Raw genomic sequence first — 14,640 nt, 5'->3', positions numbered from 1 at the left:
ACTCATTGTGCGCAGGCGTTGGCCAGCGCGTTGTCGGGGCGGATCTGGCGGGATTCGCCGAGGCGTCGGGTCAGGCCGACGCGGTCGAAGTATTCGAGGTACTGAATGCAGCGTTTGCGTCCCAAGCCTAGCGCATCGCGGAAGGTTGTCACCTGGATCTGCGGATTTTCCTTTGCCAGTTTGATCAACACGTCAGCCATTTGGCGCAGTTGCACGTCACTCAAGAACAGATCGCGCACGACTTGATGCATCAGACCGAGCCGGGCCAGTTTGCGTAGCAGCAGGCGTACGACGGCGTCGTCCTGCCCGAGCATTTTCGCGATGTCGCGCACCCACGGCGGGTCGAAACCAGCCTGTTCGAATAACGGGTGTAATTCCAGCCAGAGGCTTTCGTCCTCGGCATTCAGACGTACCTGATGATCCGGCAAATGCAGCCACGGCCCGCTCACCTGAATCGATCCGGCGGTGAGCAATTCGTCCAGCAAACTGACAAACGTCGAGCGTTCCAGTGCCAGACCGCTGAAGCGGCGCAGGCGATCGCGGTCCGGGCCCAGCTGGTCGGGTTCCAGTTCATGGAACTGTGCGAGTTGCTCCAACAGGGTGAACTTCAGTTGTGCCCAGCGCTGCACATTGAACAGCAGCGGGCCTTGGCGGGTGTCGATCAGGCGGACGTTTTCCGCTAACGACCAGGTTGCGCGCGGGCGATTGAATTGGCGTTCAAGCCGCAGCGGATCGAGGCCGCCCGCGCTGTAGTTGAGCAACACGGGCAGGACCTGTTCGAACTCGTCGCCCGAAACCAAGGCGTGCAGTTGCGCGAGACGTTCGGGGCTGCGACGATGCCGCGCCGGGGCGAACGGGTCAAGGACCTGTCCGCCGCCCAAGGTGCGTTGCGCGCTCTGGTCGCGCAGGATCAAGCGATCACCTTTCACCGCGTGCACCGGCGCGTTGATCAGCAGTTGCGCGAACATGCGCTCGCCGGGACTCAGGCGCGGGCCTTCGAGCAAAGCCACCCGCGCAATGACATCCTGTGTACCCAGATGCACATGCACCGGGTGAAAGTGTTCGAAGGTACGTTCGCCGGGAAGCAGTTGAAACTCGATATCGACTCGCTGCGTCGGCGCATGCAGCCATTCGCTCAGCAGCCACTGGCCGCGATGGATCTGCGCCAGTTCAAGACGCTCGCCGCTTATATTCAAAGCCACTCGCTGCCCGGCGAAAGCCTGTTCGGCGGGTTGATTTTGCGCGTGCATGCCGCGAACCCGGACCGATTTGCCGGAAGGTCCGAGCAACAGTTTGTCGCCGACTGAAACAGTGCCCGACAACGCTGTGCCGGTAACCACAATCCCCGCACCGGCAACGCTGAACGCGCGGTCGATGGCCAAGCGGAAACCACCTTCACGGCTACGCTCGTGCACTTCACTTTGCGTCTGTACCAACAACTGGCGTAACCCATCAATACCCTGCCCGCTCAGGCTCGACACGGTCAGGATCGGCGCCTCGGCAAACGGCCCCGAGGCAAGCAGATCCAGCACCTGACGTTGCACTTCTTCCACCCTGCCCGCCTCAGCCCGATCGCATTTGCTGATCGCCACCAGGGCGCGCGGGATGCCGAGCAATTCGACAATCGCCAGATGCTCGCGGGTCTGCGGCATCACGCCGTCATCTGCGGCAACCACCAGCAACACCAGATCGATGCCTTGGGCGCCGGCGAGCATGTTATGAGTGAATTTCTCGTGGCCGGGGACGTCGATAAACCCGGTCAGGCCGGCGCCCGGTCCCAGTTCGGCATAGAGATAGCCAAGGTCGATGGTCATGCCGCGTTCGCGTTCCTGCGGGCGGCGGTCGCCGGTCTGTCCGGTCAGGGCTTGCAGCAGCGAGGTCTTGCCGTGGTCGATGTGCCCCGCTGTGCCGACAATCATGAATCGACCTGCAACCGCGGCAACTGCGCGAGCCACGCGGGCTCATCATCAAGCTGACGCAGATCCAGCCACAGCGCATCGTCGTCGATGCGCCCGAGTACCGGGATCGGCAAGGCGCGCAACGCCGCTTCCAGACTAAGCAGAAAGCGACCGCGCAAACGCTTCGATACTTGCGGACGCATGCACAGCGCCGCACTCGGCAAGCGCGCGACCGGTTGGCTGCCACTGCCGATCATGCCCAATGCCTCGACTGCGCTGACCTGCCACAGCGAACCCAAGACTTCAGCCATCAAGGGCTGCAACCGTGAGGCCTGCGCAAAGATATCTGCCTGCGGCCGGGTGAGCAGACGCAAGCTCGGCAGACGTTCAGCGAGGCGATCCGGATCGCGATACAACCCCAGCACCGCTTCCAGCGCCGCCAAGGTCAACTTGTCCACCCGCAGCGCGCGTTTCAACGGGTTCTTCTTGATCTTCGCGATCAGCTCTTTACGCCCGACGATCAACCCGGCCTGCGGGCCGCCGAGCAGTTTGTCGCCACTGAAAGTGACGATGTCCGCGCCATCCAGCAGCGCTTGCCGCACCGTCGGTTCCGCCGGCAACCCCCAACGGGTCAGATCCAACAGACTGCCACTGCCCAGATCTTCCAGCAGCGGCAAACCGTGTCTATGGGCTAACTCGGCCAGTTCAGCCGTCGGCACCCGCGCGGTAAAACCTTCGATGCTGTAGTTGCTCGCATGCACACGCATGATCAAACCGCTGCGTGGGCTGATCGCCGCTTCGTAGTCGCGAGCATGGGTGCGATTGGTCGTACCGACTTCATGCAGGCGCACGCCAGCGCGGGCCATGATGTCGGGGATGCGGAAGGCGCCGCCGATTTCGATCAGCTCGCCACGGGAAATGATGCCTTCCTTGCGCGCGCCCAGACTGTTCAGCGTCAGCAACACGGCGGCGGCATTATTGTTGACCACGGTGACGGCTTCGGCGCCGGTCAGTTCGCGGATCAGGCCTTCGATCAGGTCATCGCGATCGCCGCGTTTGCCGCTGGCCAGATCGAATTCCAGATTGAGCGGATATCGCGCGGCCATTTGCACCGCGTCGATGGCTTCGTCGGGCAACAAGGCGCGGCCGAGGTTGGTGTGCAGGACGGTGCCGGTGAGGTTGAACACCCGACGAACCTGACTGCGCTGCTGTTGCGCCAAGCGTTCGCCGACTCGGCCGGCAAGGACTTCGGCGCCGATTTCAACGGCGGACAACTGCCCGCTCAACACGCCGGGCCGCAGCTCATCGAGCAGTTGACGCAGCCCCGTCAGTAACGAATCCCGGCCGTAACGCTCGGCCAACGGCGCGCACGCCGGGTGACGCAACAAGCCGTCAATAGACGGCAACCGCAGGGCAACGCTGGAAGACATCAGCCACTCCTGATTCAACTGAAACAGCCCCTTCGGGAACAAGCTCCGTCCCACAAGGGTTTCAGAAGTGTAGACGCACTGTGGGAGCGAGCCTGCTCGCGAAAGCGGTGTGCCAGTTAGTGTGGATGTGACTGACCTCACGCCTTCGCGAGCAGGCTCGCTCCCACATTGCTTTGGGGCGGCCTGCAAAATGAATGCACACAGCCATTCCCTGTGGGAGCGAGCCTGCTCGCGAAGGCGGTAAGTCAGTCAAAGCTGATGTGGCTGAAATGGCCCCTTCGGGAGCAGGCTCCCTCCCACAGTTTTGCTCTCGTCATTCGTCTCCCGGGGCCAGTAACAGATTCGGTGCCAGCCGCTGATAACCGTCCTGGGCCAGACGCATGTCCAGTAACAAACTGCTGAGATCCGCCGACAACGCCTCCGCATCAGCATCGTTTTCCAGATACACCAGTTTCAGATAACTGTTACAACCCGGACAGACCTCCGCCCTTATCGGCGCCTGATTGGCCGCATGGCGATCGTCCTCAAGGCTGAAATAATCCAGACCCTTACTCGACTCGCAGTACACGCACTTGACCCGCACCACATGCCATTCACAGGCACACAGCGAGCAGACCAGATAACGCAAACCGTTGTGCTTGCCGCGATGACGGATTACCCCGGCCATGGCCGGTGAACCACAGGCCGGGCATTGGCTGAGGCTGTCGCCGGGTTTCAGTTGCAGATTCGCCGCGCTGAGCAGCCAGTGGCTCCACGCCACTTGCAGTGCCGCGCCAAGAAACGGCACCAGTTGCGCCGGCACCATCGAATACTGACCACTGACCAACGCCACGGCCCATGCACGTAACTGGCCGGGACTGGCGACCCGCAACGTTGTCACCGCCTCGATGACGGCGGGCTGTTCATCAGGTTCATAACGCTGCAGCAAAGCTTCGAGATAAGCCTGCCAGCCCTCTTCGCGCACCAAGGTATCAGCCGCGAACGGCGGCAACCCATGCTGCTGACAAGCCTCGATCCGTTGCTGATCGAACGGCGCCGTCAGCGGCGGATCGTCAAACACCTGCTGCTGCACCCGACACAACCCGGCAATCAGCCGCAGATAGTCAGCCAGCGCATGCCCCTCGGCCAGTTGCTCCAGTCGAGCGGCCCGCAGCGCAAACAGGTTAGGCGGCGGCAGGTGCAGAAACGGCGGCGAACTCGCCGCCGCTTCGATTTCCCCAGGTTCCAGAATGGTTGGCAAACGTCAGCCCTTTTTGGTGATCGGTCGTTCCGGCACGTCCGGTTGGCGTTCATCGCGGGTGATGTCGCGATACCAGAGTTCATGGTGTTTCTTCGCCCAGGCGCGGCTGACCCAGCCATGCATCATCGCGTCCACCGAACCCTTGATCCACAGCCCGGCGTAGATGTGAATGATGATGCTCAGCACCAGAATGAACCCGGCCAGCGCATGCAACAACATTGCCCAGCGGATCACGGTGATGCCGAAATACGCACTGAACCAGGCGCGCCAGATCACCAGCCCGGTGAACAGCAAACCGAGCATGCACAGCAGTAAAGTCCAGAACAGCAGCTTTTGCCCGGCGTTGTATTTGCCCACTGGGGGCACGGTTTCTTCGTCGTTGACCAGCACCCGATCAATGCGCCGCAGCCATTTACCGTCGTTGCTGATGAAAAAATTCGCCCGCCAGAAATTCAACACCAGACCGAGGAACAACACGAACATGAGCACGCCCATGTACGGATGCAGAATCCGCGTCCACGGCCCGCCGCCGAACAGGTTGCTCAGCCAGAACAGCGACGGATGAAACAACGCCAGCCCGGACAGCCCGGCCATGAAAAACAGGATCGCTACCAGCCAGTGATTGGTGCGCTGGTTGGCGGTGTAACGCAGGATCGTCTTGTTGCTCATGGCCGCTCCTCCCCGCGTGGATCGAAGGTGTGCACCGCCGGATCGACGACGTGCACCGAGGTGTCGGGTGGCGTCGGATGTTCATCCTCTTCAACGCGATTCGGACCGATGCGCACGTAATGGAAGAACCCGGCCAGCACCGCCGCGCCCATAGCCAGCAGGCCCAGCGGTTTGCTGATGCCTTTCCACAAGCCCACCAACGGACTGATCGCCGGATCCTGCGGCAAGTTGGCGTAGATGGTTGGCGTATCGGCGTGGTGCAACACGTACATCACATGCGTGCCGCCAACACCGGCCGGGTCATACAGACCGGCGTTTTCAAAGCCACGGCTTTTCAGATCGACGATGCGTTCGGCGGCGTGTTCCTTCATGTCTTCCTTGGTGCCGAAAACAATGGCGCCGGTCGGGCAGGTTTTCACGCAGGCCGGTTCCAGCCCTACCGCTACGCGATCCGAACACAAGGTGCATTTGTAGGCCTTGTGATCCTTCTGCGAAATACGCGGAATGTTGAACGGGCAACCGGTGATGCAATAACCGCAACCGATGCAGTGATCCTGATCGAAATCGACGATGCCGTTGGCGTGCTTGATGATCGCGCCGGGGCTCGGGCACGCCGCCAGACAACCGGGCTCGGCGCAGTGCATGCAGCCGTCCTTGCGGATCAGCCATTCGAGGTTGCCGGCGTCGGTTTCGTGCTCGGTAAAGCGCATCAACGTCCAGGTTTCCGCGCTCAGATCCTGCGGATTGTCGTAGGTGCCGTGGTTGTGACCGACCTCGTCGCGCAGCTCGTTCCATTCCGAGCAGGCGACCTGGCAGGCTTTGCAGCCGATGCATTTGGTGGTGTCGATCAGCTTGGCCACCGCCTCCTGATTCCTCACCGACGGCGGCACCGTGGTGGTGGCCGAGCGGGCAATGATGTCTTGGCTGGCCATTTAAAGATTCTCCATCAGAGCTTCTCCACGTTGACCAGGAATGACTTGGATTCCGGGGTCTGTGTGTTGCCATCGCCGAGGAACGGCACCAGGGTGTTGGTCAGGTAACCGTGACGCGTCAGGCCGGTGAAACCCCAATGCAGCGGGATGCCGATCTGATGCACGACCTGGCCGTTGACCTGCAGCGGCCGGATCCTTTTCGTCACCACTGCCACCGCTTCGATAAAGCCGCGTTTGCAACTGACGCGCACGCGATCACCGGCGGCGATGCCCTTCTCTTTCGCCAGCACTTCACCGATTTCGACGAACTGCTCGGGTTGAGCAATCGCGTTCAACTTGCAGTGCTTGCTCCAGAAGTGGAAATGTTCGGTGAGCCGGTAACTGGTGCCGGCGTACGGGAAGTCCTTGGCCTCGCCGAGGGTTTCCCAGACCGAATCGAAGATCCGCGCCGCCGGATTGCTGGTGGCTTTCTTGTTTTGCGGGTGCAGCGGGTTGATGCCGATCGGCGTTTCGAACGGCTCGTAGTGCTCGGGAAATGGCCCCTCGTTCATCTTGTCGACGGCGAAGAACCGAGCCACGCCTTCGGGGTTCATGATGAACGGGTTCATCCCGGCTTCCGGCGGTACATCGGCCTTGTAGTCCGGCACATCGGTGCCGCCCCAGGTTTTGCCGTTCCACCAGACCAGACGTTTTTTCGGATCCCACGGTTTGCCGGCGACGTCCGCCGAAGCGCGGTTGTAGAGAATCCGCCGATTCGCCGGCCAGGCCCACGCCCAGCCGAGATGCTGGTGCATGCCGAACGGATCGCTGTTGTCGCGCCGCGCCATTTGGTTACCGGCCTCGGTCCAGCTACCGGCGAAAATCCAGCAGCCGGACGCAGTGCTGCCGTCATCCTTGAGCAAGCCGAAACCGGCCAGTTGCGAGCCGGCCTTGACCGCGACACCCGTGGCGTCGGTGAAATCGGCAACAGCGCTGCCGTTGATTTCCTTGGCCAGCTCTTCCGGCGAAGGCTCGTCAGGGATCTTGTATGGCCACGTCAGTTTCAACAGCGGATCAGGGAATTTGCCGCCCTCGGCCTGATAGCGCTTACGCAGGCGCAGGAACAATTCGCTCATGATGCGGATGTCGGTCTGCGCTTCGCCCGGGCCGTCGGCACCCTTCCAGTGCCATTGCAGCCAGCGACTGCTGTTGACCAGCGAGCCGTCCTCTTCGGCAAAACAGGTGGTCGGCAGGCGAATGACTTCGGTCTGGATTTCGTCGGTTTTCACATCGTTGTACGGCCCGACGTTGTGCCAGAACTCCGAGGTTTCGGTGGCCAGCGGATCCATCACCACCAGCCATTTCAGCTTGGCCAGTGCGCCCATCACGCGGTTTTTGTCCGGCAGCGCGGCGATCGGGTTGAAGCCTTGGCAGAAGTAGCCGTTGACCTTGCCCTGGCTCATCAAGTCGAACATCTTCAGGACGTCGTAGTTGGGGATGTCGAGTTTCGGCAAATGGTCGTAGCACCAATTGTTCTCGACGGTGGCGTTGGCGCCGTACCACGACTTCATCAGGCTGACGTGGAATTTGCTGTAGTTCTGCCAGTACGACAGTTGCCCCGGGCGAAGCGGAACTTGCGTACGTTTATGGATGAAGGCGTTGTAGTCCTGCTCGCTGTCCTGGCCCAAGGTCAGATAGCCCGGCAGTGCATTGGAGAGCAAGCCAAGGTCGGTCAGGCCCTGAATGTTCGAGTGACCGCGCAAGGCATTCACGCCGCCACCGGGCATGCCAACGTTGCCCAGCAGCAGTTGCACCATCGCCGCGCTGCGAATGATCTGCGCGCCGATCGAGTGCTGCGTCCAGCCCAAGGCGTAAAGAATCGTCATGGTCTTGCCCGGTGTCGAGCAAGTGGCGATTTCGTCCCAGATTTTCTGCATGGCGTCGACCGGCATGCCGCAAATCTGGCTCGCGAGGTCGATGTTGTAGCGGCTGTAATGCTGCTTCATCAATTGATAGACGCAGCGCGGGTCTTGCAGGGTCGGGTCGACTTTGGCGAAGCCGTCCTCACCCAGCTCGTAACCCCAGCCGGATTTGTCGGTGTAGCTGCGCTTGGCGACGTCGTAACCGCTGAAGATGCCGTCTTCGAAGCCGTAGCCTGCTTTGACGATGAACGACACGTCGGTGTAGTTGCGCACGTACTCGTGCTGGATCTTGTCCTCGGTCAGCAGGTAATTGATCAAGCCGCCCATGAAGGCGATGTCGGTGCCGGTGCGGATTGGCGCGTAATAGTCGGCCACGGACGCGGTCCGGGTAAAACGCGGATCGACCACGATCAGCCGCGCAGCGTTGTGCGCTTTGGCCTCGGTCACCCATTTGAAGCCGCACGGATGCGCTTCTGCTGCGTTGCCGCCCATCACCAGGATCAGATTCGCGTTGGCGATATCGGTCCAGGTATTGGTCATGGCACCACGGCCGTACGTCGGGGCAAGACTTGCCACCGTCGGGCCGTGTCAGACACGCGCCTGGTTATCGAACCCCAGCATGCCGAGACTGCGAATCACCTTCTGAGTGATGTAACCGGCTTCGTTGGACGCCGCCGATGCCGCGAGGAACCCGGTGCTCAGCCAGCGATTCACCGTTTGCCCGTTGGCGTTTTTCTCGATGAAGTTGGCGTCGCGATCGGCTTTCATCAGATCGACGATGCGGTCGAGCGCTTCGTCCCAACTGATCCGCGTCCATTCACTGCTGCCCGGTTTGCGGGTTTGCGGGTAGAGCAAACGGCCGGGGCTGTGAATGAAGTCGAGCAGGCCTGCGCCTTTCGGGCAGAGGGTGCCGCGGTTGACCGGGTGGTCGGCGTCGCCCTCGATGTGAATGATGCTCTGCGCTACGTTCTTCGCGGTATCGCCCTGGCTGTACATGATCAAACCGCAGCCGACCGAGCAATACGGGCAGGTGTTGCGGGTTTCATGGGTGTGGGCAAGCTTGAAGTGGCGCACCTGCTCGGCGAAGGCTTGCGTCGGGGCCATGCCCAACGCGCCCAGGCTCGAGCCTGCAAGGCCGATACCGGCGACCTTGAAGAACTGACGACGGCTGAGATCCATCGTGCACTCCTGATCAGGTGGAACCCGGTACTTGAGCCGGGTTTTATCTGGACAATCACGGTTGCGGCAATTGAGTGCCGACCTTTTCACTGTAGACAATGACCACACGATCTGTGTGAAAACCGACCGTCGGCGACAATCGGTCATGCACTGGAAAACCTGTGGGAGCGAGCCTGCTCGCGAAGAGGCCCTGTCAGTTGAGACAAATATTGACTGGCACACCGCCTTCGCGAGCAGGCTCGCTCCCACAGGTTTTGTGTGCTCCTGCACGGCCATGGGCTTATCATGCCCGCAGGACCAATCCCGCCTTCACGAGACCGCGCATGACTTTCGATTTTGATCAGCTATTCGACCGCCACAACACCGGCAGCACCAAGTGGAGCCGCTATTCGGCCGAGGTGTTGCCGATGTGGGTCGCTGATATGGATTTCGCCGCGCCGCCGGTGGTCATCGAGGCGCTGCAGCAACGCTTGCTGCATCCGCTGGTGGGCTACAGCGTGGCGCAGGACAACCTGCGTGAAGCCATCGTCGCCGACCTCTGGAACAAGTTCGCCTGGAAGGTCAAACCGCAAGAGCTGATCTTCCTACCGGGCGTCGAGTCCGGTTTCAACATGGCTTTGAAAGCACTGGTGCAACCGCAACAGAACGTCGTGGTGCAGGTGCCGAACTACCCGCCGCTGCGCCATGCGCCGGGGCATTGGGGGTTGAACAAGGTCGAGCTGGAGTTCGTCGCACAAGCCGACGGCACCTACGCCACCCCGTTGGACGTACTGCGTGAGTCGCTGAACGGTGGCGGCGCACTGTTGCTGAGCAACCCGCACAACCCGATCGGCAAGGTGTTTGGCCGTGAGGAACTGCAAGCGGTGGCGGATATCTGCGCGGCGCAGGACGCGTGGATCATCTCCGACGAAATCCACGCCGAGCTGTGCTTCGACGGTCGCGTGCATACTCCGACGGCGTCGCTGAGCACGGAGATCGCCGAGCGCACCATCACCCTGATGTCGGCGAGCAAGGCCTACAACATCGCCGGCCTGAAGACTTCGTTCATGATCATCCAGAATGCCGCCCTGCGCGAACGCGTCAACCACGCCCGTTGCGGCATGGTCGACAGCGTCAACCCGCTGGGCATGGAAGCCACCCGCGTCGCCTACAGCGAAGGTGCGCCGTGGCTGGCCGAGCTGAAAACCTATCTGCAGGCCAACCGCGACTGGCTGGTTGACGCCGTACGCAGCCGCTTGCCGGGCGTGACCATCAATGTGCCGCAGGGCACGTATCTGGCGTGGCTGGATTGCTCGGCGCTGGACCTGGATAACCCGCAGCAGTTCTTCCTTGAACAGGCCAAAGTGGGGCTCAGCCCAGGTCTGGACTTCGGCGATCAACACCAGCAATTCGTGCGCCTGAACTTCGGCTGCCCGCGCTCGTTGCTCGAAGAAGGCATCGCCCGCATGGAACGCGCGCTGACCCACCGCAACATTTAAGAGCACCACATCCCCCGTGTAGGAGTGAGCCTGCTCGCGATAGCGTCCTGACATTCAACATCATTGTTGACTGAAATACCGCTATCGCGAGCAGGCTCACTCCTACAGGGAATGTATGTTCACGCAAAATCCTCGTCGTAAATCCGATCGAACTCACGGCAAACGCACCGGGTCAACCACCCATACCAGCCATGAGACCTCGGAGACCCGCGATGACCGACTATCCAAAACCACCCTTCCCCGCACAAGCCCAGACCGTTCCCGGTTCGCAACGCAAAATGGAGCCCTATCCCGATTGCGGCGAGCAAAGCTATGTCGGTACCGGGCGACTGGCCGGCAAGATCGCCCTGATCACCGGCGCCGACAGCGGCATCGGCCGCGCCGTGGCGATTGCTTTCGCCCGTGAAGGCGCTGACGTTGCAGTCGCCTATCTCAATGAACACAAAGACGCCAAGGAAACCGCGCGCTGGGTCGAACAGGCCGGGCGTCAGTGTCTGTTGCTGCCCGGTGATATCGCGCAGAAATCCCACTGCCAGGCCTTGGTCGACAAGACCGTCGAGCGCTTCGGCCGCATCGACGTGCTGGTCAACAACGCCGCGTTCCAGATGACCCACGAAACCTTCGAGGAAATCCCCGATGACGAATGGGTGATGACCTTCGACGTCAATATCACCGCGATTTTCCGGTTGTGTCAGGCGGCGATCAAACACATGGGTGCAGGGGCATCGATCATCAACACCAGTTCGGTCAATTCGGACATGCCCAAACCCACCCTGCTCGCCTACGCCACCACCAAAGGCGCGATTGCCAACTTCACCGGCGGTCTGGCGCAAATGCTCGGGCCGAAAGAGATTCGCGTGAACTGCGTGGCACCCGGACCGATCTGGACGCCGCTGATCGTCTCGACCATGCCCGATGAAGAAGTGCAAAACTTCGGCGGAAACACACCGCTCGGCCGCCCCGGGCAACCGGTGGAGGTGGCGCCGATCTACGTGCTGCTGGCCTCGGACGAAGCCAGTTACATCACCGGCCAGCGCTATGGCGTGACCGGTGGTAAACCGATGCTGTGAGTAAACGCACTGCAGGAGCTGCCGCAGGCTGCGATCTTTTGATTTCGATGTTAAAAACAAGGTCAAAGGATCACAGCCTGCGGCAGCTTCTACAGGAGCGGCGTCAGAAGCGAAAGGGTCTCTGCAGGCGGCCGTCATTAATCACTGAGGGCGGCACATCATGAGTTTTGTCGTGTGGGTGGCGGTGCTCGGCGCCGTGCTGCTGACCTTGGCACTGACCTCGTCGTACCTGCGCTGGATGCCGGTGACCACCTCGGCGGTCTGCCTGCTGCTAGGGATCGGCATCGGCCCCAGCGGCCTCGATCTGCTGAAACTGTCGTTGGAAAACGCCTCGTTGTGGATGGAGCACCTGACGGAAGTCGCGGTGTTGTTTTCCTTGTTCGTCTGCGGTTTGAAGTTGCGTTTGCCCCTGCGCGACAAGCGTTGGCGGATTGCTTTTGGCCTCGCCGGACCGGTGATGGTGTTGACCATTGTCGGCGTTTGTCTGCTGCTGCACTTTGGCTTGAGCTTGCCGTGGGGACCGTCGCTGTTGATCGGCGCGATTCTGGCGCCGACCGACCCGGTGCTGGCGGCGCTGGTGCAGGTCAACGATGCGCGGGATGTCGACAGTGTGCGTTTCGGCCTGTCGGGTGAGGCAGGGCTCAATGACGGGGTGGCGTTTCCGTTCGTGATACTCGGTTTGTTGCTGATTCACGGGGACGGTTCTGCCGCCGAGTGGCAGGGCTGGGTCTTGCGCAGTTTATTGTGGGCGGTGCCTGCCGGATTGCTCACCGGTTACTGGATGGGCCGCGGTATCGGCCGCGTGACTTTGTCGCTGCGTATCCACAACGACGACAGCACGCTCAGCCCCAATGATTATCTGGCGTTGTCGTTGATTGCCCTAGCCTATGTCGTCGCCGAAGCCATCGGCGGTTATGGCTTTCTGTCGGTGTTCGCGGCCGGGCTGGGTTTGCGCCAGGTCGAAGTGAAATCCACTGGCGCCGGCCAACCGCCCGCCGAGCATCTGGTGCAACCGGTGGTCGGTCATCAGAACGTCGAACCGCAATACGCGGTGCACGGCGACACCGAACGACTGGAAAGCAGCCAGGTCGCCGCCGGAATCATGATGGGCGATATGTTGTCGTTCGGCAGTCTGGTCGAGCGTGCCATGGAAGTGTTTCTGGTGACCCTGCTCGGCGTGGTGCTGGTTGCGCACTGGGATTGGCGGGCGTTGCTGGTGGGCGGCGTGTTGTTTTGCCTGATCCGCCCGGCCTGCGTCGCGTTGATGCCGTGGGGCGCGTTGCTGGAGGGGCGGCAACAGCTGTTGATCGGCTGGTTCGGCATTCGCGGGATCGGTAGCCTGTTCTATCTGTTTTATGCCTTGAATCACGGGCTGACCGACACCGTAGCCAGCGTGTGTACCGACCTGACCTTGTCGGTGGTGGCGCTGAGCATTTTGCTTCACGGCATCAGCACGCAACCGATCCTCGCTCGCTATGAGCAGCACAAGAAACTAAAAACCTGATTTTTAATTCAGAGCTTTATCGGCTGATTGATCGAATTTTTTTCTGTAAAAAAATGGATCCCTGCGTAATGGCCGGCAGTCACAAGCATAACCCCTCGCCGGAAACATCAGGCGGGGCCCGGCAGGTTCGGTTCCACTGCGGCGTTTAAGCCTGTTAAAGGAATCCTGAAGAATAAGGTTACGGTCATGAAAGAATGCTCGACTCCGGCACAAATCAAGGCTTGCAGAGCACTGGCTCTGGAACGCAATCGTCAATTGTTCGATAACGCCCACACCCTCAACCGCGCGGCCAATGCGCTGCTGGAAGTTGAACATCTGGACATCGAACAATTCGAGCACTATCGAGCGCTGCGCAAGAAAGCCGATTTGATGTTTGAAGATGCCATTGATCATTTGTGCGTGTTGAACGAGGATTTTCCGCCGATTCCAATGTCCTCGCAGAACTCGGTGGCGTTGCGTCGAGAGCTTGAGACTGTGGAGTGAGCCAGAGCAGCCCCTCACCCTAGCCCTCTCCCAGAGGGAGAGGGAACTGACCGCGGTGAATGGTTGAGGTACGCCGACTTGAGATACCGGGTTGCACGCGGATTTTGACCACGACACTGAGATACCGAGTTGAACGCAGATTTTGACCACAACGAAGATCTGCTCCCTTCCCCCTCGCCCCCTTGGGGGCGGTCCGACGTTTCGGGAGGGTTGGGGTGAGGGGGATCGGTCTGAATGGCAACACAAAATCCAAGCGAATGAAAAAGCCCGGCCACATAAGCCGGGCTTTTCTATATCTGCCCATCACCCTCCAGGATTGGTCACCTGAATAAATACCGCATAACTCCCCAGCAACACCCAGAACGTCGCAAAAATCCACGGTGTACGTACCGAAAACAACAGCGACTTGCGATACCCCTTGTGGCTCGACTCCATCTCGCTGAACAGCGGTGATTCGTCATACGCCAGCCCCATCAGCGGCTCACTGTGCAGCAAGTGGCTCTGCTTGAAATGCCAGTGATCGATGATGTCGTACGCTGCGCGAATCCCCGGCCAGGCATTCAGTGAGCTGAGCAACCCGAGCAGCGCCAGAAACGGTGGCACCACCAGCGTGAACAATTTGCCCCACTCCGGGTTGAGGTTGGCCATGCAGGACGCGAAGGCAATCACCAGAAACGACTGCGCCGCCAGATAGGCGTCGGTGCGGTTGGCGAGGATGCTGGTTTCGTACTGGATCTCCCGGCGATAGAAATCCAGCCGTTCCTTGGGTGAGCCGAACATTTTCGCGTCATGTTCGGTCAGGGTTTCTTCAGCGGTGGGCTCAGTCAGTATGCGAGACAAAAGATGCACGCTCCGG

Annotated in this window: 11 protein-coding genes; 4 read left to right on the top strand and 7 right to left on the bottom strand. The window is 60.7% G+C overall.

Annotated elements, in window-relative coordinates:
- Window positions 1-2: 2 nt before the first annotated feature.
- The 6 genes from selB to fdnG all read right to left on the bottom strand — a co-directional run bounded on the left by selB (window position 3) and on the right by fdnG (window position 9,249).
- Window positions 3-1,919 carry a selenocysteine-specific translation elongation factor gene (gene selB, locus VY732_RS14025; RefSeq protein WP_331695728.1) on the bottom strand — a complete coding sequence of 639 codons (1,917 nt, stop codon included), beginning with the start codon at window positions 1,917-1,919 and terminating at the stop codon, window positions 3-5.
- Complete coding sequence (gene selA, locus VY732_RS14020) at window positions 1,916-3,328, bottom strand: L-seryl-tRNA(Sec) selenium transferase (protein ID WP_331695727.1); 1,413 nt, start codon at window positions 3,326-3,328, stop codon at window positions 1,916-1,918. The genes selB and selA overlap by 4 nt, the downstream gene beginning before the upstream one ends.
- Window positions 3,329-3,641: 313 nt before the next feature.
- Window positions 3,642-4,568, bottom strand: a complete 927-nt coding sequence (fdhE, locus tag VY732_RS14015; protein ID WP_331695726.1) for a formate dehydrogenase accessory protein FdhE — start codon at window positions 4,566-4,568, stop codon at window positions 3,642-3,644.
- A gap of 3 nt (window positions 4,569-4,571) precedes the next feature.
- Window positions 4,572-5,237, bottom strand: coding sequence for a formate dehydrogenase subunit gamma (locus VY732_RS14010; RefSeq protein ID WP_331695725.1), 666 nt, complete (start codon window positions 5,235-5,237; stop codon window positions 4,572-4,574).
- A complete protein-coding gene (gene fdxH, locus VY732_RS14005) occupies window positions 5,234-6,169 on the bottom strand; it encodes a formate dehydrogenase subunit beta (protein ID WP_034154153.1) in 936 nt (311 codons plus the stop codon). Before fdxH ends, VY732_RS14010 begins: the two co-directional genes overlap by 4 nt.
- A 14-nt stretch (window positions 6,170-6,183) precedes the next feature.
- On the bottom strand, window positions 6,184-9,249 hold the full coding sequence (gene fdnG, locus VY732_RS14000; RefSeq protein WP_331695724.1) for a formate dehydrogenase-N subunit alpha: 3,066 nt from the start codon (window positions 9,247-9,249) through the stop codon (window positions 6,184-6,186).
- Between the two features lie 323 nt (window positions 9,250-9,572).
- Here fdnG and VY732_RS13995 point away from each other — a divergent pair, with 323 nt between their 5' ends.
- The 4 genes from VY732_RS13995 (at window position 9,573) to VY732_RS13980 (ending at window position 13,784) form a co-directional block, all read left to right on the top strand.
- A complete protein-coding gene (locus VY732_RS13995) occupies window positions 9,573-10,727 on the top strand; it encodes a MalY/PatB family protein (protein WP_331695723.1) in 1,155 nt (384 codons plus the stop codon).
- A gap of 212 nt (window positions 10,728-10,939) precedes the next feature.
- Window positions 10,940-11,797, top strand: coding sequence for a glucose 1-dehydrogenase (locus VY732_RS13990; protein WP_331695722.1), 858 nt, complete (start codon window positions 10,940-10,942; stop codon window positions 11,795-11,797).
- 160 nt (window positions 11,798-11,957) lie between these two features.
- A complete protein-coding gene (locus VY732_RS13985; protein ID WP_331695721.1) occupies window positions 11,958-13,301 on the top strand; it encodes a cation:proton antiporter in 1,344 nt (447 codons plus the stop codon).
- Between the two features lie 186 nt (window positions 13,302-13,487).
- Entirely contained in the window at window positions 13,488-13,784 is a 297-nt protein-coding gene (locus tag VY732_RS13980; RefSeq protein ID WP_077572983.1) for a hypothetical protein, read from the top strand.
- A gap of 303 nt (window positions 13,785-14,087) precedes the next feature.
- Here the strand turns inward: VY732_RS13980 and VY732_RS13975 are convergent, their stop codons facing one another.
- Window positions 14,088-14,624 carry a hypothetical protein gene (locus tag VY732_RS13975; RefSeq protein ID WP_016983364.1) on the bottom strand — a complete coding sequence of 179 codons (537 nt, stop codon included), beginning with the start codon at window positions 14,622-14,624 and terminating at the stop codon, window positions 14,088-14,090.
- Between the last annotated feature and the right edge of the window lie 16 nt (window positions 14,625-14,640).

The organism is Pseudomonas sp. ZY71, from assembly GCF_036542145.1.
GTDB lineage: Bacteria > Pseudomonadota > Gammaproteobacteria > Pseudomonadales > Pseudomonadaceae > Aquipseudomonas > Aquipseudomonas koreensis_A.
This window is presented reverse-complemented; position numbering and strand designations above follow the sequence as displayed.

Bases quoted from the DNA above. Each gene is read 5' to 3' on its own strand.
- selB (WP_331695728.1), bottom strand. From the start codon at position 1,919: ATGATTGTCGGCACAGCGGGGCACATCGACCACGGCAAGACCTCGCTG.
- selA (WP_331695727.1), bottom strand. From the start codon at position 3,328: ATGTCTTCCAGCGTTGCCCTGCGGTTGCCGTCTATTGACGGCTTGTTG.
- VY732_RS14010 (WP_331695725.1), bottom strand. From the start codon at position 5,237: ATGAGCAACAAGACGATCCTGCGTTACACCGCCAACCAGCGCACCAAT.
- fdxH (WP_034154153.1), bottom strand. From the start codon at position 6,169: ATGGCCAGCCAAGACATCATTGCCCGCTCGGCCACCACCACGGTGCCG.
- VY732_RS13995 (WP_331695723.1), top strand. From the start codon at position 9,573: ATGACTTTCGATTTTGATCAGCTATTCGACCGCCACAACACCGGCAGC.
- VY732_RS13990 (WP_331695722.1), top strand. From the start codon at position 10,940: ATGACCGACTATCCAAAACCACCCTTCCCCGCACAAGCCCAGACCGTT.
- VY732_RS13985 (WP_331695721.1), top strand. From the start codon at position 11,958: ATGAGTTTTGTCGTGTGGGTGGCGGTGCTCGGCGCCGTGCTGCTGACC.
- VY732_RS13980 (WP_077572983.1), top strand. From the start codon at position 13,488: ATGAAAGAATGCTCGACTCCGGCACAAATCAAGGCTTGCAGAGCACTG.